The organism is Actinotignum urinale DSM 15805 (assembly GCF_000420445.1).
GTDB lineage: Bacteria > Actinomycetota > Actinomycetes > Actinomycetales > Actinomycetaceae > Actinotignum > Actinotignum urinale.
In genome coordinates, this window is sequence record NZ_ATUY01000012.1 from 20494 (window position 1) to 41108 (window position 20615).

The window sequence follows — 20615 nt, forward strand, 5'->3', positions numbered from 1 at the left end:
ATGAAAGAACAGCGAGGGAAACGTGCGTGGCGTAGGGTGCGCCGTGTTGCTGAGGATTCTCACACAATGGACGACGAAAAACGTCACGTGTCGGATCGACGTGCGGTTGATGGTGAAAGTGTCGCCGACGGGCGCGAAACTGGTGTTCATGAAGCGGGTGGTAACGAAACTGGCGACGCTCGTGAAACTGACGTTGCTCACGAAACAGGCGAGAAGAACGAGCCGTCCGTCGTAACTCCGAAAAAAGCGAGCAACCCAACCGCTTGGAACGAAGAAGAGGTCGCGTCGTTCTTAACGACATTGGACAAACATTCCGAGCATTTCAGCCCCTACATTCTGGATCGTGCCACAAAAGATGTAGAAAAACTTCGCGAACGCGCCCAAGCGGGGAGCGGCTACACGGTTGTGGCACTCGTAGGTGGCACGGGTTCTGGAAAATCCTCGTTATTTAACAAGATTGTGGGCTGGAATTTCGCTCAGGTGGGCGATATTCGACCAACAAGTATGGAGGTAAGCGCGTGCGTGTGGGACGAGGGCGCCAAAGAGGTCCTGCGCACAATGGGTATTTCTACGCGGAATACCGTTATCGCGGATACTATCCTGCGCACGGTTGATTACGACGTGAACCACACTATTCTGTTGGATCTTCCCGATCACGATTCGATTGCTTTTGAAAATAGTCTTTTGGTGGATTCGATTTTGCCGCAGGTGGATGTTTTGGTGTGGGTGTTCGATCCGCAAAAATACGCCGATGATTTGATTCACTCCAGCTATATTGAAAACATGAAAACTCGTAAGAATCGCATGGTTGCGGTTCTGAACCAAATCGATACGCTTCCCGAATCCAGTGTCGATTTGGTGGCGGAAGATGTTCATAAGTTGCTGGTCGCCGACGGCATTGGGGACATTCCCGTACTGAAAGTCTCCGCCTTAACCGAGGAGGGGCTACCACAGTTGTGGGAGTATCTTGAAAGCGCGGGACGCAAAGAAGATAGCGCATCGGTGACGGCCACGTTGGAGTTGAAAGATATCAAACGGGGCGTGGGGCATGCCTATTCGCAACCAGCACAGGATATTTCTGCCGACTATGTTCAGCAAATTTCGGAAGAACTGTATGATGCAGCGGGTGTGCCGGCAGTTGCCGAGGCGCTTGTTGAAGGCGGTTCGGCCTCCAAAGTTCTCCCTAAACCTCAGCCACCGGCGATTTCTGTAACGACGGCTTTGCGCTCTGCGTGGGTTGTGAAAGCTGGGCGCGGGATGCCCGATTCGTGGGTGAAAGGCGTTGACGATGCTATTCCCAGTCCCGAAATTTTACGACGGGAGACGGGTAAAGCCCTGGCAAAGGTTGATATTCCGCGGGTTTCTGACACGGGTAGCTTTGCTGTTCTTTTGATTTTTGTGTGTGTTGCGTGCGTGCTCTGTGCTCTGCCTTTCTTCGTTAGTCTCCAGATGCAATGGCTGTTCTGGATGGTGGGCTGTGCGATGCTGTTGTGTGGCGGTCTCTGGGCGCGTGCGTTACGTGTGCGCGCTAGACGTACGGCACGTGTTGCATACATCCAATCCGCACGCGACGCTGTCAATCATGTTGTTACGGAAAATCTTCTTGTTCCAGTACAAAAAATCCAGGGCGACTATATGAACGTTCGTCACGAGTTGCTTGGGGATAAAAGTTATCCACAAGATGGTGAGGTTTCTGCGTTATCCACAGATTGAGGGACGACGGAAACACGGAACTCATTCGTCGTGCATCCTAAAGATATGCCTTGTAAGCAAGAAACAGAGCGAAAGGATGCGCAATGGCAAACGATACAATCGTAACAATTCGGGGTTTTGCTGGGTCGGCGGTAACGCTGTATAACAATAAGGACGGGAGCCGGACGGCAACCGTGAACGTTGGGGTGACTTCCTCATATTTTTCCCCGACGTCGCAAAGTTACGAAGAAGGGCAAACCGTGTGGTATTCCCTGCGGGCACGGGGCAGTTTGGCGACGAATATGGCAGCGAGCGTAAAAACGGGAACTCCGCTGTTGGCGCGCGGGAAACTGACGGAGCGCACCTGGGTGGGGGATAACGGGCAAACAAATACGCGACTAACGCTTGCCGTTGATTCTGTGGGAATCGATCTCAACACCGGGGAAGCGCATTTTGTGCGGGTGAAGCAACCGAAGGTTGCGAGTGATGGCGCTACTGTTTCCGGTGGCGTGGCTGGTTCTGGCGCAGGTACTGGTTCTGGCGGTGCTGGGAATGGTGAATCGAAATCGGCTGGTGTGTTTGAAGCCGGGAAGGCCGGTGGGAGCTCGGGCGCAGGCAGTGCGATGAGTTCGCAAGCCGCAGCGGAGGAAGGTGGAGATCAGCCCCCTTTTGACGGTAACGCTGTGGTTTGCCGCAACGAATGGGAACACTTTGACGATAAGGTTCCCGCGTGATTGGGTTGTGATTCCCGATAATGCACATACGTTCATGGTGTGGCTACGCATGTGACTATAATGCGTGTGTGGTTACGTCGCGCATGTGGTTACGCTGTGGAGGCGGAAATGTGTGTGGTTACGTCGTGCATATGGTTACACTGCGCAAGCGGAAACACGTGAAGATGTGAGGTTATTTTCTCAACTGACAATACGTGCCCAACCAGGTAGGATTAGTTAGGTTGGCAAGCGGAAAACCGCTATAAAGCGCCGTAAACGATAATTTTAAGGCGGGATAAATAAGTGGCTGAATTCATTTATCAAATGATCCATGCGTCCAAGCGCGTGGGGGATAAAACAATTCTCGATGACGTTACCATGGCGTTCTTCCCGGGGGCGAAAATCGGTATGGTTGGCCCCAACGGTGCCGGTAAGTCCACGATTTTGAAAATCATGGCGGGCTTGGATGAAGCATCGAATGGTGAAGCACGGTTGAGTCCGGGATATACGGTGGGTATTCTCCTGCAGGAACCACCTCTCGATGAGGATAAAACCGTATTGGAAAACGTTCAACTTGGACGTAAGGACATGATTGACAAACTTCACCGTTTCAACCAAATCGGTGAAGAAATGGCTGATCCAGATGCCGATTTCGATAAACTCATGGACGAAATGGGTAAACTCCAAACCGAAATTGATGCGGCTAATGCGTGGGATTTGGATTCCCAGCTTGGGCAAGCAATGGAAGCTTTGCGTTGCCCTCCCGGAGACATGCCCGTGAATGTTCTTTCCGGTGGGGAACGCCGCCGTGTTGCACTGTGCCGTCTCCTTTTGGAAGCACCAGATTTGCTTCTTCTCGACGAACCTACGAACCACCTGGATGCAGAATCCGTGTTGTGGCTCGAAAAGCATCTGCAAAGTTACGAAGGTGCCGTTATTGCGGTCACCCACGATCGTTACTTCCTGGATAACATGGCGCAGTGGATTGCTGAAGTTGATCGCGGGCGCCTGTACCCCTATGAAGGCAACTACTCGACCTATTTGGAAACCAAAAAGGATCGTTTGGAAGTTCAGGGTAAGAAAGACGCTAAACTAGCAAAGCGCCTGAAGGAAGAACTCGAATGGGTTCGCTCCTCAGCAAAAGGACGTCAGGCGAAATCCAAGGCGCGTTTGGAACGCTACGAAGAAATGGCGGCAGAAGCCGAACGTACCCGTAAGCTTGATTTTGAAGAAATCCAGATTCCACCCGGGCCTCGCCTTGGAAACCTTGTCCTTGAAGGTAAAAACATCAAGAAAGGTTTTGGGGAGCGTGTTCTTATCGACAACCTTTCCTTCTCCTTGCCACGCAACGGCATTGTGGGAATCATCGGGCCTAACGGTGTTGGTAAATCAACCCTGTTCAAAACAATTGTTGGTATGGAAAAACTCGACGGTGGCGAACTGAAAATCGGTGAAACCGTAAAAATTTCCTATGTTGATCAGAACCGTGAAGGTATTGATCCAGAAATGCCGTTGTGGGAAGTTGTTTCTGACGGTTTAGATTACATTCAGGTTGGAAACGTCGAAATGCCGTCGCGTGCCTATGTTTCCGCATTCGGCTTCAAAGGCCCAGATCAGCAGAAGAAAGCCGGTATTCTTTCCGGTGGTGAACGCAACCGTTTGAATCTCGCTTTAACACTCAAGCAGGGCGGAAACCTTCTTCTTCTCGACGAACCGACCAACGATTTGGACGTCGAAACCCTCGGATCTTTGGAAAACGCTCTCCTGCAATTCCCAGGTTGTGCGGTGGTTATTACACACGATCGCTGGTTCCTTGATCGAGTCGCCACCCATATTCTTGCCTGGGAAGGCACGGAAGAAGATCCATCACAATGGTACTGGTATGAAGGAAACTTCGAAGGCTACGAAAAGAACAAGGCGGAACGCCTAGGTGAAGCAGCATTGACGCCCGGCGCGGGCGCTCATCGACGCCTCACCCGATAGGAATTAACCTAATCCGGAATTATCTCACGCTTATGCCGGTATCTCGAACGAATAGCTACATGGGTTCCGAGATACCGGCATAAGCGTGTTCCGAAGGCAATAATCTCATGTGAGCGTGATAAACGGCTTTCTTATTCTGTGGGTACGGAACTTGACAGGTGCTTAAAACGAACCATGCCTTCCTGGTTCATCGTCGCAATATGTTTGCCATTTTGGAAGAAGGATGCGGTACATAGAGCGCGCCCGTTTTGTGCTGAAAGGCAGGTCATATCTGCAAGAATCCAGTCGGACATATCGAAATTACGATGCCACCAAATTTCATGATCCAAGGTTGCCACGCTAATATTACGACTCATCCAATGCAAACCCATCGCACGCATCGCCGGTTCTAACATGAACTGGTCGGCAGAATACCCAAGAACCGCACGCTGAACTGTTCGCGAGGTTCCCTCCGGCATTGCTGAACGGCTTTTAAGCCATAAATATTGATGTGGCCTACGCACAGGATCGGGTTTTGTATAAATATCACCCTCAACCCACCGCATATCAATCGCGTTAGTTGAGGACATATTTTTTGCCCACCAGTGATCCATCGACGCAAAATAATCAACAGATGAACGCAAATTATCTGGACCCGTCACCTCAGGCTGAGTGAGCCCCAAGCTCACGCTAGGTTGGCGGAGCTGGAAAGAAATACGTGCCGAAAAAATAACGTTGTCGTCCTGAATGGCGTGAACGGTGCGCGTGGAGAAAGAATGGCCGTCATTCGTTTGTTCGACATGGAAAAGCAGGGGAGCGTCAAGGCGTCCCGGCCTCAAAAAAGCTGCCGTCATGGAATGGCAAAGCCGTTCATCGTCGTCGATATCCAAGGTGCGCTTCACGTGATCAGCGGCGGCAACAGTTGCCTGCCCAAAAACTTGACCCCCATAAACTCGCCCCGTGACTTGAACAAGATTATCTCCGCGGTACAACCCGGGCTGAATTCTTTCAAGGCGTAGGTTATTGAGAATCGATGCCAGCGGTTCCGTGTACGTTTTAGGAATATCTACGCGATTAGTTGAATCCATTGTTGCCCCTTTGCAAGTAGCTATCTTCTCTCTATTGTAGTCGAGTGCTCAGAAGTGTACATATTTGCCAAAACAAATGTGTGTTTGTGGTGGTCGTCGATGAAAGAAAAGTTCTCAGGCGGCAAAAAAGAAAAAATGGCGATGACAAAAAGTAAAAAACGCGCCTACTGTCAACACAAAGTTAGTGGCAGTTGTGAACACAAAAGTAGAGCCTGTTGTGAACACAAAAATATTGGCGGTTACGAATAGAAACTCGCTCCGGTTACAAACACAAAAATATTGGCGGTTACGAATAGAAACTCGCTCCGGTTACAAACACAAAATTACTGCTGGTTGCGAACGGAAACTGGCGCGGGTGGCGAACGGAAAAATCTAACCTAGGAGTGAAAATATCTGGAAAACATATGGGATGCATAGGTTTCGTAAGGTTATCTGGGTTATCCTTGATAAGGATGTTTGTTGACACGGGATGTCCCGTTGCGCGTAGGAGGGTTTATGGCGGAGTTGCCTCCGGAAGAATTATTACATCGTATTGCGGATGCTTATGGTGTTGCACCTAAATACTGGAGTTTTTCAGGGCAATGCGTAAAAGTTCAACCGGACACCCTGGTTCGAATACTTGCAGCTATGGGTGTGGATGCCTCCACTGAGGGCGCCGCGCGGGTTGCGTTGGAGTATGCCGAACACCGCCAATGGCGAAAAGTTCTTCCTTCCACAACAGTGGTGCGCCAAGGCAATGAATACACTGTGCAGGTTCATGTTCCGCACGGCGCACAGGTTGCTCTCCACATCATAACCGAGGAGGGTGAACGTGTTGAAGTTCGTCAAGCTGAAGATTATGAACAACCCCGTATGATTGACGGGATTCAAACCGGGCAGGCCTCTTTCGTCGTACCATCGACTCTTCCTTTGGGGTATCACACGATTTGTGCGCAGGTGACAGTGCCGGGCGCTCAGGAAAGTCACGACTATGAGGAAGCTCTTATTGTGGTTCCTCAACGCTTGCCTTCTCCTCAAGAAACTGAGACTTCCGGGTGGGGCGCGATGGGGCAACTCTATTCCTTGCGTAGCCGTGAATCTTGGGGAATTGGCGATACGGCTGATTTGTGCGAGTTGCTGTCCATGTGGGGCTCGTTTGGGGCGCAGTTCTTCCTCATTAATCCGCTTCATGCATCGGAGCCTTCTGCTCCGATGACGCCATCGCCTTATTTGCCCGTATCTCGTCGTTTCTTTAACCCCATTTATATTCGCCCGGAGGATATTCGCGAGGTTGCCTACATGGATTCTGCTCAGCGGGCAATTATTTCTTGGGCGGGCGAGCCGGTGAAGCAGTCGAGTTTGCGCAACACGGAGATTGATCGCGACGCGGTGTGGAAGGCAAAGAAGAGCGCGTTGGAAGTTATTTTTAAGCTTCCGCGTTCCCAGGCGCGTCAACGCGGTTTTGAGTTGTATCGTAAAAACGAGGGTCAGGGGTTAGAGGATTTCGCGTTTTGGTGTGCCCTGTACGAGAAGTATGGTTACGATTTCCCTGCGAATCTTTCTTCGCCGACGACGCCCGACGCGCTCGCTCTGAAACCGCAGTTGGCGGAGCGTATTGAGTTTTTCGCCTGGCTGCAGTGGATTATTGACCAACAGCTTGCGCAGGCGCAACGTAGCGCACATGTTGCCGGTATGAAGATTGGTGTGATGCACGATTTGGCTGTGGGTGTGCAACGCCAGGGTAGCGATGTTTGGGGGAACCCGGATGCGTTTGCTCGCGGTGTGAGTGCTGGGGCGCCACCCGATATGTATAACCAGCTCGGGCAAAATTGGAGCCCGCCGCCTTTTAATCCTATTGAGTTGGATAATCAGCATTATGCGCCGGTGCGGAATATGGCACGCACGGTGTTGCGTCATTCTGGCTGTTTGCGTATTGATCACGTGATGGGATTCTTTCGTCTGTGGTGGATTCCGGAAGGTGAACAAGCAGCCAACGGTGCCTACGTGTACTACAACCATGAGGCAATGATTGGTGTGCTCATGTTGGAAGCGTACCGTGCTGGTGCTTTCCTCATTGGTGAAGATTTGGGGAATGTGGAACCTTGGGTTCGTGAGTTCTTAGCGGAGCGCGGTATTTTTGGTACGTCCGTGATGCTTTTCGAAAAGGACGGGGAAGAGTTCCGTTCTACAGAGCAGTATAAGAGCGCAACGCTTGTGACGGTTGATACCCATGATTTGCCGCCTTTAGCCGGATATCTTGCCGGTGAACACGTTGATTTGCGTGCCCAGTTGGGTGCTTTAGTCGAGCCAGAAGATAAAGTTCGCCAGGAGGCAGATCGCGAACGGGAGAAACTGGTTGAGACGTTACAACACAAGGGATTTGTGGGGGATAACCCCACAGAACGAGAAATTATTGAGGCAATGTACCGATTTATTGCTCAAACTCCCGCCCAGTTGCAGGCTATTGCCGTGGTTGACGCGGTTGGTGAGCGACGTTCCCAAAATGTTCCCGGCACGCATTTGGAGTATCCGAATTGGAAGATTCCACTTGCCGATGGTACGGAAGAAGTTGTTCTGCTTGAAGACATGAGCGAACATCCGCGCCTTCATTCTCTTCTCGACACATACCGTAAAGAATACGAACGTGCTCACGGAGAATAGGTGAGGATAAAATAATTTTCTAAGGTGGGGCGGTAGATATTTAGTACCGCCCCACCTGTATTTTGGGGAATACCAGTGGCGTTAGCAATCGCGCTGTAGTTAATAATGTTGCGTAGTATCGAGTTGGGGTGGCAATGTGATTGTGCCACCCCACCACGATATTTGGATATTTTCCAGGAGCGAGTTTAGTGTTGTGCGCGTTGTTAGATGTGCTGTGCGCGTGCCTCGCGATCGACAGCCTGGTTGCGTAATGCGCGCTGGGTGCCGTCGATTTGTTCTAGCACAAGGCGACGGCATGCTGGTGCGGCAACGGTTGTTTCTAGCCAGGTTTTCCCGAGCTGCAGGAGGTCAACATTAAGGTCTGTGCGTCCTGCTAGCTGTGCCGGGTAGGCGTAGTTCAACATGTTTGACGCGATTTCTACCGAGTTGTTGTCCCACATGCGTGCTGCTTCGTCGAAATATTTTTCTGCGATTATCACCATGGATTCCGGGGTGGAACGCATGAATCCTAGGGCAAGATTTCGTTGCCTCGTATTGGATGTGGGGTTGAGGATTTCTTGCCAGGTGGCTTCTTTTGCTTGCGGGCTAGGAAGTGCACCTGTTGCTTGAGCGGCAAAAATCTGCCCGTAAGATGAGGAATCTCGCGCAAATTCGGCATCAATATCCTCTTGGGTGTAGTGCCCGCTGGATGCTAAGGCAACCGTAATATTCCAGCGGACTTCTTGGTCAACGGTGAAGCCTTCCGGAACATTAATGCCTTCAAGCCAGCCTCGGATGGTGTCAATGTGAGCGTTGTGACTCAAACGGATAGCGTTGGTAAGAATTTGCAGTTGTGCATCGCTTCCGCCCTTCACATGTGATGCTATATCGAAGAGAGCATCACCGAGATATACCTTGAAATCTGCGCTTGTTGCGGGATCGGCGTAACGTAGCGCGGTGTGAAGCGAGCCAAGAACGTAACGTAGTACGGTTCCGTCGGTTTCGTCGCGTAAAACATTGAGGGCAAAATCGGCGTAGGTGTGTGCATCAATATCGCCGTCGCGCAACATGTCGTAAACGGAGAATACGAATACTGTCCGGTCAAGGTGATTGGTGAAGGCATTGATATGCGTTAAACCTGCATGGAGGCTTTCCTTGTCGAATCGGAGCTTGGCATACGCCCAGTCCTCGGAATTGAGGAGGATGAAATCGGGGCGCTGTTCGCCTACGAAAAGATCCAGCTGTGTTCGGGCACCTGAAATATCGACCCATTGGGATGAGGTTTGTGTCAATTGCCCGGCGTGAAGGGAATACCCCGCAATTTTCATGCGGTGGGGACGTAATGATGCGTGGGCATCGGGCGTTTGGGCAACGGCGAAGGATGTCACTTTTCCGTTGTTATCCGTGTCGATTTCTGTGCGAAGTGTTGTGACGCCGGCTTCCTGCAACCACACTTTGGTCCACTCGCATAGATCTTTACCTGAGGATTGTTCAAGTTCGACGAGTAAATCGCGAAGTGTTGCGTTACTCCACTTGTGTTTTGCAATGTAGGCGCGTACTCCGGCAAGGAATTCTTCCAGCCCCACATAGGCAACAAGTTGTTTGAGTGCGGAGGCACCTTTCCCGTAGGTGATTTGATCAAAGTTAACGAGGACGTCCTCAATGTCGCGAATATCGGCGGCAACGGGGTGTGCTGTGGGTAGCTGATCATCATGGAGAGCTCCTACTTTTTCGGAAGTGAGGAAGGTTGTCCAAGCTTCACGCCAGCGCGTGTTATTCACGGCCGCCAAATGGCTCATAAATTCCGCAAAGGATTCATTGAGCCACAAATCGTCCCACCATTCCATTGTGACAAGATCGCCAAACCACATGTGGGCAAGTTCGTGAAGAATGGTGATGACGCGCCGGTCAATAATCGCACCGGTTGGTTTTGTGCGGAAAACGTAACTTTCAACAATGGTGACAAGCCCCGCGTTTTCCATGGCGCCCGCATTGTATTCCGGGCAAAATACTTGATCGTATTTACGGAACGGGTAGGGGTGTGCATAGTTGTGTTCGTAATATTCGAAGCCCTGGCGGGTGACCTCAAAAATTTCATCCGCATCCAGGTAGGGCGCAAGGGATTTCCTCGCATAAATTCCGAGCGGAATTTCTCTACCGTCGATGGAACGATAGGGTTCGCCTTCCACACCTTCGTAGGGGCCCGCAACGATTGCTGCGAGATATGTGGAGATGCGTTCGGTTGGCGTGAAATCCCACCGGGCAATCCCGTCCTTAACGTATTCTGGCTCAGGCGTGGGGGAGTTGGAGAATACTTGCCACCTGTCAGGGGCTGTTACGCTAAACGTAAATTCTGCTTTAAGATCGGGTTGCTCGAAATTGGGGAATACTCTGCGCGCATCTGCTACTTCGAACTGGGAGTAGAGGTAGATTTCTCCGTCGCTCGGATCGGTGTAGCGATGTAAACCTTCGCCTGTATTGGAATAGTATTGGGTGGATTTAACGTGGAGAACATTGGTGCCACGCAAATCTTTTAAGGGGATTCGGGAATTGTTGTAGATTGCGGGGTTGAGTTCGTGTCCGTTGAGGAATATGCGTTGCACTGAGTGCGCAATAAGGTCCACAAAGGTTGAGGAGCCTGGGGTTGCTTCGAAATGTATGTCCGTGATTGTCTTAAATGTTGTTTCGGATCCTGTTAGATCGAGCGCAACCGTGTATGCCATCGTACTGATATTTGCGGAGCGTTCGCGCGCTTCTTCACGTGTAAGGTTTGTTCCTGCCATATTTTCTGCTCTTTCTTTCGACGACGATAAATTTTGCGTGGTTACCAGATTTTCACTCGCGTTTCGGGAGGGAGATAAAGAGCATCTCCTTGCTTAAGGTTGAACGCTTCACTGAATGTGTCAATGTTTTTTACGATGCCGTTGCAACGGAATTCTCCGGGCGAGTGCGGATCTGTGGCTATTTGTTGCTGGAGGAATTCGTTCCTTTCTTTTCCTCGCCAAATGCGTGCGAAGGAAAGGAAGATTCGCTGTAGCGCGGTGAAACCGTCGATATTTGGCGTGTTTTCGGGTGTGAGCCCGTTGCGTTCGAGGTGAATCTTGTAGGCTTTGACCGCAATACTTAAACCACCTAAATCTCCAATGTTTTCGCCGAGCGTGAGTTCGCCGTTGACGTGGAATTCGGAGTTATCTCCAAACTGCGCGGGAACATACTGGTTGAATTGTTCAACAAGGTTGCTTGTTCGTTTCTCGAATTCTTCGCGATCCTGTTCTGTCCACCAGTTGGAAACAGCACCTTGTGCGTCGTATTTGGAGCCTTGATCATCGAATCCGTGCCCGATTTCGTGCCCGATAACTGCGCCGATTCCGCCATAGTTGAGGGCTGCATCTCTGCCTTCAACAAAGAAGGGGAATTGCAGAATTGCTGCGGGGAACACGATTTCGTTCCATTGGGGATTGTAGTAGGCGTTTACCGTTTGCGGGTTCATGAACCATTCGGTTCTATCCACGGGTTTGCCAAGTTTGGCGCGTTCACGGCTTGCTTCATATTCCGAAATGGAACGCATATTGTCCACAAGGTTTGCCCCGGTATTAACGGTTGAATAATCGCGCCATTTTTCGGGGTAGCCAATTTTGGGGACGAAACTATCAACTTTTTCGAGGGCGCGCTTCTTTGTTTCTTCTCCCATCCAATCAAGAGCGGTAATACTTTGACGGTATGCTTCAAGAAGATCTGCAACAAGAACGTCCATTTGTTTTTTAGCTGCGGGCGGGAAATGCTGTTCTACATAGACTTTGCCGACGGCTTCACCCAGAGTTCCGTTAACAAGTTGAACTCCTCGCTTCCAACGGTCTCTTTGTTCTTGGGCTCCCATAAGAATTTTTCCGTAGAAATCAAAATTCTTTGCATCTATTTCCGGGGTAAGGAAGGTTGCACGCGCGCGAATAATCCGCCACAGAGTGTAGGTTTTTAGATCGTCAAGGCTGGTTGTTTCCCAAAGTTGAGCCGCCCCAGCAAGAGCATCGGGCGCAAACACGGTAATTGTGCCAAGTTCTTCCGGCTTATATCCGGCAGCTACCAGGCATTTAGCCCACTCAAATCCGGGAGCTTTCTCCACAAACTCGTTGAAACTCATGGGGTTATTCAATAAATCAACATTTCGAGAATCCACCACACTCATATGCGAGGAAGCAATAGCGGTTTCCAGCCCAATAATTGTTGTGGCTACCTCCCCGCTTTTTTCTTCGCTATCTCCGGTTGCAAGTTGCCACATTCCCGGAACGTGTTCCTTGAAGGCTTCCAGGATTGGCGCGAAAGTGGGATCGCGATAGTAGGCTTCGTCGGGCAAAGAAATTCCTGCCTGACCCATGAAGAAAACATTGAGATTAGGATCATCAAAACTCGAATCAACACCGTAGCCGAAGAAAGTTCCCACACCCTGCGTTGAAAGCCGACCAATAATTGTGGCAAGTTCCTCTTTGGAGGTGGCCCCGCGAACATCCGCAACATCAGAATCAAGGGGAGTGGTGCCCAACGCTTCCAGGGTTTCCACGTCCATCCACGAATCGTATAAACGCCGAGCCTTAGCAAAATCCGCAGTTTCGCCACCTTCAGGGGACGTTAAAATATCCCGGATATGCTCTTCCGCAACGTTCCGTAAATCCATGAATGCGCCAATGCGAGATTCATCATCCGGGATGGGTGTGGTATCCATCCAGGAACCGTTGACAGCACGGTATAGATCATCTTGGATTCGCACCTGGGAATCCCAACCATCAACAACACGAGACATTTCTGTATTCTTCATGCTGACTATCCTACCCAACACCTCCCGCATTATTTTTGGCTCGAACTTTTTTCGACGATATCCTCACCTATTATTGGGGGTATTTTTAAGGAAAAACATGGCGTTTGTTGAGGTCATAATGTTCGACGGCAAAGTTCGACGAGAAGTGTGGGTTGCGTAGGAAAAATAAGGTGTGGGTTAGGTACGAATAATTGTGGGAAAAGGGAATTATCACGGACAACACATGTTTGTAAAGCTGGCATGAACCTGACAGGTAACGTGATGCACGATACAATATTTCCTATGAAAGTACATTTTGGAACAGACCATGCTGGCTTCGAACTCAAAGAATATCTGCGCGAAGAACTCGCCAAGGATGGCTACGAAGTTGTAGACCACGGCGTTTATGAATATGACCCTCTCGACGATTACCCCGCACCCTGCATTGCCTGCGCGCAAGCAGTTGTGGATACTCCTGGATCTTTGGGAGTCGTTATTGGTGGTAGCGGTAATGGCGAACAAATTTCCGCAAATAAAGTTAAGGGAATTCGCGCCATCCTCGCCTGGAACGAGGACACCGCTCAGCTTGGGCGCGAACACAATAATGCCAATGTTATTTCTATCGGCGCACGCCAGCACACCAAGGAAGAAGCACTCCATCTGGTGAAACTCTTCCTGGAAACACCTTTTAGCGGGGATGAACGCCATCAGCGTCGCATTAATCAAATTGCCGACTACGAAGACAAGCGCTAAAAAACTGACAACACGTAGTTAAAATACAAGAACACATAAATAAAACGGTGCGCGAAACCCACGTTAAAGGGTTGTGCGCACCGTTCCTCTTGAGGCAGTTGTAGCGAAGTTTTTGAGGCAGGAGAGAACCTCGTTAGGACACCGGTAAAAATCAATAAAAACTAAATGTGCATTGCTTAAATGTACATCGCGGGGTCTATAAAGTATTCTTCCTCCGCTGTTTTCGGCTTCGTCCTCGCCGGAATTCCGACCGCAGTATTACGCGCGGGCACATCCTTAATCACAACCGCGTTTGCCCCGATTCGCGAGCCTTCCCCGAGGGTAATATTCCCCAGCACTTTCGCGCCCGTTCCAATCATGACACCATCTTCAACCGTCGGATGCCGCTTCACATCTTCACTGGACGCACCGCCCAGGGTAACCCCGTGATAAATCATGACGTCGTCGCCAATCTCGGTGGTTTCCCCAATCACCACACCCATACCGTGGTCAATGAAAAAACGCCTGCCAATTTGCGCCCCGGGATGAATCTCAACACCGGTCAGAAAACGATTCAGCTGCGAAACCGCCCGCGCCGGCAACCGCAATCCGCGACGCTTCCACATGGCGTGAGCCACACGATGCCCCCACACGGCGTGAACGCCCGCATATGTTAAAGCAACTTCAAGGGAAGATTTGGCGGCGGGGTCGTGAGATTTTGCCGTATCGATGTCTTCTTTCATGCGCGCTAAAACGCGTGGCATTCGCATATTTCCTCCAATGTTGAGATACGACGACGAAGCCCGCCCTCGCCGTCGTACCTATTCTAATGTGACGCGTTACTTTTCACGTACGTGACTGTAACGTTTTGCGTCCGTAACCTTTCGCCTAGTAACGTTTTGCGTTTGTTTCCTAGCGCGTAGTAACGTTTTGCGTTTGTTTCCTAGCGCCTAGTAACGTTTTGCGTCCGTTACCTAACGTCTAGTCGCGGTAACCGTCGAAAAGAGCGGTAGATACGTAACGTTCTCCGAAGTCGGGAACAATGGCGACGATATTCTTTCCCGCAGCTTCGGGACGACAAGAAATCTCCAACGCGGCCGCAATAGCTGCGCCAGCTGAAATCCCCACCAGCAAACCTTCCTTGTGAGCCGCCTCCCGAGCGGTTTCAATGGCAACATCGCTGGGGATAGCAATAACTTCGTCATACAATTCGGTATCGAGAACGTCGGGAACGAAATTCGCACCAATCCCTTGAATCTTGTGGGGGCCAGCTTTTCCTTCGCTGAGGAGCGGGGATTCTGTTGGTTCGACGGCAACGAGTTTCACATTCGGGTTGTGGCGACGAAGCGCGCGCCCCGTGCCCGTAATCGTTCCGCCGGTGCCGATTCCGGAGACGAGGTAGTCGACTTTTCCGTCGGTATCACGCCAAATTTCTTCGCCGGTTGTGGCTTCGTGGGTTGCGGGATTTGCCTCGTTGGTGAACTGGGAGGCGAGGATCGAATTCGGCGTGTTTGCAACGATTTCTTGTGCTCGGTCAACGGCGCCCTGCATGCCCTTTGCCGGTTCCGTCAGTTCGAGCTGCGCACCGTAGGCGCGAAGAAGGAGGCGGCGTTCCACGCTCATCGAGGACGGCATCGTCAAAATAACCTTGTATCCGCGGGTTGCACCGACCCACGCCAAACCAATACCCGTATTCCCTGACGTTCCTTCAACAATTGTGCCACCGGGTTTCAACGCGCCCGACTTTTCCGCCGCATCAATGATTCCCACGGCGGTACGGTCCTTCACGGAATTTGCGGGGTTGTAGAATTCCAGTTTGGCGATAACGTTTCCTTCACCGTCGTTGAGTTTGTTAATACGAACGAGGGGTGTGTTTCCAACGAGTTCTGTTGCGTCATTGTAAATGGTCACGGTGTTCTCCTTATTTTCTGCCCGAATGTGCAGTGTCGAGCTTTCGTGTAGTGAACTGTTTTATCTGGTGGATTATTCCATGCGCACAGTTATTGTGTGTTCTGTACGTGTGTTGTCAATTTTATTTTATGGAGAGGATGTCATTTTCTTGGTGGGGGTGTTAAAAATATCCTCGCCAACAGGTTGAACGTAGCGTCGTCTATGAGGGGTTTTTGACGAGGATGTCAATTTTGCTTCTTGACGGGGACTTCAATAACATCCTCACCAGCGGGGGTTGCGATCAACGTTCCCTGACTCATGGCAGCCAACTCCGACTGAAGTTTCTCGCCGTTCGCGGTAGGTATTGAAATGCTGACGCCCTCGGCGAGATAGTTCGGGGTAAATGTGTAGCCCGCATTATTGAGTTCGGAAATGTAGCGTCCACCCTGGGCGTGAGGAAGAAGGACGTTCCACAAGGGCACATGCCTGCGTTCTAAAATTTTTCCGCGAGTTTGCTCTAAAGCTAAGGAAACAGAATCAGAATACGCCCGAACAAGACCACCCGTGCCCAGGAGTGTCCCACCAAAGTATCGTGTAACGACGGCGACAACGTCGGTGAGTCCCGAACCCAGAAGAGTATCTAACATAGGGCGTCCAGCAGTGCCGGAAGGTTCACCGTCGTCGGAAGAATGAAGAAGAGGAGAGGCTGCGCGAACCGAAACAATATAGGCACTACACCAATGACGTGCGTCGGGAAAACGGTCCTTTTCACCGTTAATGGCGGCGCGTGCTTCCTCCGCGGTGGAGACGCGAGTCAGCAACGTAATAAAACGTGACCGTTTCTCTAGCATTTCTGCTTCAAAACGTGTATTTTTGGGAAGGACAAGCTCAACCATACGTTCATTATAAGTGCTCTCTATCTCACAAGATGTCAGTGGAATTCCGAGAGGGTTATCAGGTAAAGTGGTTAGCTGTGCGTATCGGCATGCGATATGCGAAATGCGAGCCGGAAGGTTCAACGGAAGATTTAGAGAGGAGCGGTTGACATGGCAGTACCTAAGCGCAAGATGTCCCGTAGCAACACCCGCTCTCGTCGCTCCCAGTGGAAGGCTGAACTCACTGAGCTTCAGACCGTCCGCGTGCGGGGTCGCGAGGTGCGTATCCCGCGTAAGCTCGCCAAGGCTTATCAGACTGGCTTGCTTTCGGACTAATTTGCATTCGGACTAAAAGCTTCATGGTGGTGAACCACCCACAGAAAACCCTGGAAGATTCCGGGGTTTTTCTATACCCGAAACCTTTTATCCCTATCCCGACCCGACACTTATCCCAACATTTGCGCAATTTGTGTGGTGCTTGTGAAATATGAGTTCGCCACGGAATTTTTGGGTTTTTCTATACCCAAAACCACTCCCGAACAGGGGCACCTCATTGGTATTATTGAACACAAGTAACGACGGAAGGCAAACGGGCATGGGAACAATGTCAACATACGCACACATATTAGGTGCCTCATTCAAAAATAAAATAACAAAAACGAAAGTTCCCTCACAAGAAAACCTACCCACAGTATCTATGACAATACCCGGCGCAGAAACCAGTGAAGGCGTGCTCAGCATCGACCGTCTCCACGCACAATGCTTCCGCGCCATTATGAAACTCTTCACGGATTCAAAAGCAGGTTTTAGCCCGGCGGGAACCCTCCATGTGGAACGCAGCTGGGAACTCATCACCCAGGTACCCGCGCTATCTCGCCTAGAGATTGATGCGGCGATTGTGAAATACGTCCGAACCCCAGAAGGTACAAAAATCGTTGTTAACGCATCCCTCGCAACCGAAAACGGGGGAGAGCCGTGCTACCGCGAGCAAAATATTTATCTTGACAAAAGTACGAAAGGCGAGGATGCCGTCGTCGAGCTGGGAGAAGATGAAGACACTGAATACGTGAATCTTCCTCGGGTAGCGAACCTGCGCGAAACCTACGGGGAAACCGAAACCGGCTACCTTAAACTACCGGAAAACTACGCTTTAGCTTCGCGAAAATTTACGTTAAAAGATGCCCGCGCGTGGGCTGCGCTCACCGGAGATATTAACCCGGTTCATATTTCCAAGGCGACGGCGAAACTCTTCGGTTTTAAATCGCCGATTCTGCACGGGGTCGCAGGAGAGGTGTGGGCTGCGAAAACTCTCGGATTGGGCGGGCAACATCCCGCATCCGGGCAGGCGTATTTCCGGGCGCCGATTCTATTACCCGCGCAGGTGGAGTTGCGGCAGGTCGGGCCGGGCGCCTACGCCGTCGTCGATCCGAAAAACGGACGCGACTTTATCCACCTCACCTACAGCGGTGAAGGTATAGCGGACAAACATGGCGAACTTGAGTGCGGGCTTGCATTGCCACTCGCGAAAGGCAAACCCTCAAGTACGGCAATATCGCGGGGTGTCATTCAGGCGCTCGCCAAGAACGAGGATATTGACGAGGCGGCTCGCGAAGCTCTCGGCGAGGCACTTGAGGGCGTGAAAAACTGGCGCAAAGATTACCGCGGAAGCTATGTGGCGCTCGCGAAGGCCGATAATCCAGCGCGCGGAACGGCTGTGGCAGAGGCGGGGCTCGCGTGGTTGCGGGACAATATATGCCTGAAACAAGGCGGGAAACTAGCGGATCTTAAACCCGCCGCATTCATTCCCGACGGAGAAACCGTTGTTCAAGGCACCGCGGAGCCCGAAGAGTTGCGGATACCTATTAAAGGCGTAGAGCTCGGGGGAGTGGATCTTGTAAATACGCTCTACCGTTGGCAAGAAAACCATGTGATTCGGCCAGGTGTTGCGGAAGCGATTGAGGAGCTCGTGTACAATCCCGGAATGTTGCGACTTCGCGGGCGGACCGTTGCCGTGTTGGGGGCGGGCGCGGAGCTGTCCCCGGTGCCGTACCTGTTGCGTTGGGGCGCGAACGTGGCTGCTGTTGCGCGGCCGACTTCTGCGCGAATCCAGGCGCTTGCGGGGACGCCCGAAAAATGGGCGGGGAAGCTCGAAATTTCGCCGGCAAACGCGAGTGATATAGCGAAAAACCCCGCAGAAATCGCGGCATGGATTGCTTCGCGCGAAGGGCGCCTCGCCGTGGCAGATATTTTGTATGCTCCGGGCGCTGATTTTATTCTCTCTGAGGCCGGGGCCGCTGCGGTCATGAGCTTGGTTGGGCAGGCTCGTGAGGATGCCTCCTTTGCCTGGTATGGGACGCCGAGTGACGCATATTCCGTCGCACATATTCCGACATACCGTATGGGCGGAAACATGTCTAGGCGCACGGTTTGGCTGTGGAAGAAGATGCGGACGCTACGTCCTGCACGTCTGCCCGGGTTGGCTGAAGGTGAAGAGGTGACGAACCTTTTGCTGGAAGTCCAAGGCCCGAGCTACTCAATCGCCAAGCGTATCCCGCGGTGGGTGGCGGATATTGAGCGTGCCAAGGGGCGCGACGTCTCCTTCAATATTGCGCCGCTCTCGATTACCGGTTCCGTATTGATTTCAAAGGGTTTGGAAGCGGCGTATGCGGGCTTGAAGAGGCTCGGATATAAGCCGATGCCCGCGGACACCACGGCGGGAATTATGGCGGCGCTCATGGTGTGGGATATGCATCATCCCGAGGCGACGCGCGACTGCGCAACCTTCCACACCGACCGCGCGGTAGATTCCGGGTTGCTGGGCAGTGCCTACGAACTCAACGATATTGTGCGTTTAGCGGTAGTATTGGGTGCCCATAAGTTGATTTAAGAGCTAAAAGATAACGTTGTGTGGGGCGGGTGCTACTTGTGTGGTGCCCGCCCTGTTTTGTGAGGGGAATTTTGCAAGGGACGACGACGATGTGCCGTCGTGAAAAATAAAAAATTCCGGCATCGTTACGATGCGCGGGAGGCGATATGGTCGGGACGGCGGGACTTGAACCCACGACCCCCCGCTCCCAAAGCGGGTGCGCTACCAACTGCGCCACGTCCCGGAAACGTTCATGCACTTGCGTAAAAGTTACGTACACCTAGAAAGTTTGCATACGTTTGGAAACTTTCCGATTTCACTGGCTTCATGCTGTTTGCCTAGCGCGGTGTGCAATACAACGTTACATAAGCAACGTGTACAACATGCGGTAGGTGACAAGCAATGAGCCACGAGTGCGAAAAACGAACCTCACCTAGTTTAACCGTAATGAGGGAATTATTCAAAAAGAATTCATGTGATGTGGATTGTAGGGGAGGAAGGGAAGAGGCATGGAAACGAGACGCTTTTTCGTCGTACATAAAATGTGAGGCACGTAATATCTGGAAAAGTGCGTGAAACGGAAAGTGCTGGTATATTAGTTGGGTACTTCTTTGGTACCCGCGAGTGTAGTTTAGTGGTAAAACCTCAGCCTTCCAAGCTGATGATGGGAGTTCGATTCTCCTCACTCGCTCCACTTAGACATCGGATTTGATAAGTACCCTTTTGCGTCTTGGGTTCTAGTGGTGGTTGCAGCACCGAGTTTGAAAGGATGTTTCAACGGTGTTGTATGAGTATTCGGGTGTTGTTTACCCGTCCCGTTCAAAGATGTGTGTTGCTCGGCGCGAGTATTATGTAGAGCTTTTGCGTCAGGGACTGAATTTTACGCAAGCCGCCAAAGTAGTGGGCGTTTCCAAACGTACCGGGAAAGTATGGCGTAATGGGCGTACTTGCTCGAGCGGGCGTAACGAAAAGGCTAGCGTTGCCTGGTACTGTGCAAAAATGCAGATCCCTGAAAATATGGCGCTGCACAAGAAAATCTCTACCTCGCTAGATATGGATGTTTTCTGGCTCTTCGGATTTTGGTGGGGTGGGGGTGGTTTTTTGGGGTTGTTGGGGTGGTGTTTTGGTGGTGTTGTGAGTGGGTGTGTTTGAGGGATTGGTTCCGTGTTTTCCATTAGAGGTGGTTTGCAGGGGTGTTGGTGTGTGTTTATAAGGATTCCCGTCATGTTTGGGTGTTAAAAGGGCAGGCTTGTGCCCGCCCTTACATTGCTTTGTGTGGCCGAGGGTATTTTTATTCAGGGAAAATGTTGTTAAGGATACGCCAGTTAGGTTTCCCCGCATATAAAAGAACACGAATTTTATAGTTCATGAAATTGGTAAACCCAAACC

Annotated in this window: 14 protein-coding genes and 2 tRNA genes; 9 read left to right on the forward strand and 7 right to left on the reverse strand. The window is 51.2% G+C overall.

Features of this window, described 5'->3' with window-relative positions:
• The 3 genes from G445_RS0107890 to ettA all read left to right on the forward strand — a co-directional run bounded on the left by G445_RS0107890 (position 1) and on the right by ettA (position 4388).
• The gene (locus G445_RS0107890; protein ID WP_022866996.1) at positions 1–1713 is read left to right on the forward strand and encodes a GTP-binding protein; all 1713 of its coding nucleotides are present in this window, start codon (positions 1–3) and stop codon (positions 1711–1713) included.
• A gap of 83 nt (positions 1714–1796) precedes the next feature.
• A complete protein-coding gene (locus tag G445_RS0107895; protein ID WP_022866997.1) occupies positions 1797–2426 on the forward strand; it encodes a single-stranded DNA-binding protein in 630 nt (209 codons plus the stop codon).
• Between the two features lie 282 nt (positions 2427–2708).
• Positions 2709–4388 (forward strand): energy-dependent translational throttle protein EttA, encoded by a 1680-nt coding sequence (ettA, locus tag G445_RS0107900; RefSeq protein ID WP_022866998.1) that lies wholly within the window; start codon positions 2709–2711, stop codon positions 4386–4388.
• Between the two features lie 131 nt (positions 4389–4519).
• On the opposite strand, the gene G445_RS0107905 is transcribed toward ettA, so the two are convergent.
• Positions 4520–5455 carry an acyl-CoA thioesterase gene (locus tag G445_RS0107905; RefSeq protein ID WP_022866999.1) on the reverse strand — a complete coding sequence of 312 codons (936 nt, stop codon included), beginning with the start codon at positions 5453–5455 and terminating at the stop codon, positions 4520–4522.
• A 99-nt stretch (positions 5456–5554) separates the two neighbouring features.
• Here G445_RS0107905 and G445_RS11570 point away from each other — a divergent pair, with 99 nt between their 5' ends.
• Together G445_RS11570 and malQ are read left to right on the forward strand one after the other, a co-directional pair.
• Positions 5555–5704 carry a hypothetical protein gene (locus G445_RS11570; RefSeq protein WP_156825585.1) on the forward strand — a complete coding sequence of 50 codons (150 nt, stop codon included), beginning with the start codon at positions 5555–5557 and terminating at the stop codon, positions 5702–5704.
• Between the two features lie 246 nt (positions 5705–5950).
• Entirely contained in the window at positions 5951–8095 is a 2145-nt protein-coding gene (gene malQ, locus G445_RS0107910; protein ID WP_022867000.1) for a 4-alpha-glucanotransferase, read from the forward strand.
• Between the two features lie 203 nt (positions 8096–8298).
• Here the strand turns inward: malQ and pepN are convergent, their stop codons facing one another.
• Both pepN and G445_RS0107920 read right to left on the reverse strand, forming a co-directional pair.
• Positions 8299–10857 (reverse strand): aminopeptidase N, encoded by a 2559-nt coding sequence (gene pepN, locus G445_RS0107915; RefSeq protein ID WP_022867001.1) that lies wholly within the window; start codon positions 10855–10857, stop codon positions 8299–8301.
• Positions 10858–10898: 41 nt separating this feature from the next.
• Positions 10899–12884, reverse strand: coding sequence for a M13 family metallopeptidase (locus G445_RS0107920; protein ID WP_022867002.1), 1986 nt, complete (start codon positions 12882–12884; stop codon positions 10899–10901).
• Positions 12885–13166: 282 nt separating this feature from the next.
• On the opposite strand from G445_RS0107920, the gene G445_RS0107925 reads away from it, so the two are divergent.
• Complete coding sequence (locus G445_RS0107925) at positions 13167–13616, forward strand: ribose-5-phosphate isomerase (RefSeq protein WP_026421051.1); 450 nt, start codon at positions 13167–13169, stop codon at positions 13614–13616.
• Positions 13617–13792: 176 nt separating this feature from the next.
• Here G445_RS0107925 and epsC read toward each other — a convergent pair whose 3' ends face one another.
• The 3 genes from epsC to G445_RS0107940 all read right to left on the reverse strand — a co-directional run bounded on the left by epsC (position 13793) and on the right by G445_RS0107940 (position 16381).
• Positions 13793–14365 (reverse strand): serine O-acetyltransferase EpsC, encoded by a 573-nt coding sequence (gene epsC / locus G445_RS0107930; protein ID WP_026421052.1) that lies wholly within the window; start codon positions 14363–14365, stop codon positions 13793–13795.
• 211 nt (positions 14366–14576) lie between these two features.
• Positions 14577–15506, reverse strand: a complete 930-nt coding sequence (cysK, locus tag G445_RS0107935; RefSeq protein ID WP_022867005.1) for a cysteine synthase A — start codon at positions 15504–15506, stop codon at positions 14577–14579.
• A 224-nt stretch (positions 15507–15730) separates the two neighbouring features.
• The gene (locus G445_RS0107940; protein ID WP_022867006.1) at positions 15731–16381 is read right to left on the reverse strand and encodes an IMPACT family protein; all 651 of its coding nucleotides are present in this window, start codon (positions 16379–16381) and stop codon (positions 15731–15733) included.
• A 150-nt stretch (positions 16382–16531) separates the two neighbouring features.
• Here G445_RS0107940 and rpmF point away from each other — a divergent pair, with 150 nt between their 5' ends.
• Both rpmF and G445_RS0107950 read left to right on the forward strand, forming a co-directional pair.
• The gene (gene rpmF / locus G445_RS11265; RefSeq protein WP_084676535.1) at positions 16532–16696 is read left to right on the forward strand and encodes a 50S ribosomal protein L32; all 165 of its coding nucleotides are present in this window, start codon (positions 16532–16534) and stop codon (positions 16694–16696) included.
• A gap of 361 nt (positions 16697–17057) precedes the next feature.
• Complete coding sequence (locus G445_RS0107950; protein WP_169511077.1) at positions 17058–19247, forward strand: MaoC/PaaZ C-terminal domain-containing protein; 2190 nt, start codon at positions 17058–17060, stop codon at positions 19245–19247.
• 147 nt (positions 19248–19394) lie between these two features.
• Here the strand turns inward: G445_RS0107950 and G445_RS0107955 are convergent.
• A tRNA-Pro gene (locus G445_RS0107955) sits at positions 19395–19470 on the reverse strand.
• A 376-nt stretch (positions 19471–19846) separates the two neighbouring features.
• Between G445_RS0107955 and G445_RS0107960 the strand changes: the two genes are divergently transcribed.
• Positions 19847–19920 (forward strand) — tRNA-Gly (locus G445_RS0107960).
• The last annotated feature ends 695 nt before the right edge of the window (positions 19921–20615 follow it).

Bases quoted from the DNA above. Each gene is read 5' to 3' on its own strand.
- rpmF (WP_084676535.1), top strand. From the start codon at position 16,532: ATGGCAGTACCTAAGCGCAAGATGTCCCGTAGCAACACCCGCTCTCGT.
- G445_RS11570 (WP_156825585.1), top strand. From the start codon at position 5,555: ATGAAAGAAAAGTTCTCAGGCGGCAAAAAAGAAAAAATGGCGATGACA.
- pepN (WP_022867001.1), bottom strand. From the start codon at position 10,857: ATGGCAGGAACAAACCTTACACGTGAAGAAGCGCGCGAACGCTCCGCA.
- G445_RS0107940 (WP_022867006.1), bottom strand. From the start codon at position 16,381: ATGGTTGAGCTTGTCCTTCCCAAAAATACACGTTTTGAAGCAGAAATG.
- G445_RS0107895 (WP_022866997.1), top strand. From the start codon at position 1,797: ATGGCAAACGATACAATCGTAACAATTCGGGGTTTTGCTGGGTCGGCG.
- G445_RS0107890 (WP_022866996.1), top strand. From the start codon at position 1: ATGAAAGAACAGCGAGGGAAACGTGCGTGGCGTAGGGTGCGCCGTGTT.
- malQ (WP_022867000.1), top strand. From the start codon at position 5,951: ATGGCGGAGTTGCCTCCGGAAGAATTATTACATCGTATTGCGGATGCT.
- epsC (WP_026421052.1), bottom strand. From the start codon at position 14,365: ATGCGAATGCCACGCGTTTTAGCGCGCATGAAAGAAGACATCGATACG.
- G445_RS0107925 (WP_026421051.1), top strand. From the start codon at position 13,167: ATGAAAGTACATTTTGGAACAGACCATGCTGGCTTCGAACTCAAAGAA.
- G445_RS0107950 (WP_169511077.1), top strand. From the start codon at position 17,058: ATGACAATACCCGGCGCAGAAACCAGTGAAGGCGTGCTCAGCATCGAC.
- G445_RS0107920 (WP_022867002.1), bottom strand. From the start codon at position 12,884: ATGAAGAATACAGAAATGTCTCGTGTTGTTGATGGTTGGGATTCCCAG.
- G445_RS0107905 (WP_022866999.1), bottom strand. From the start codon at position 5,455: ATGGATTCAACTAATCGCGTAGATATTCCTAAAACGTACACGGAACCG.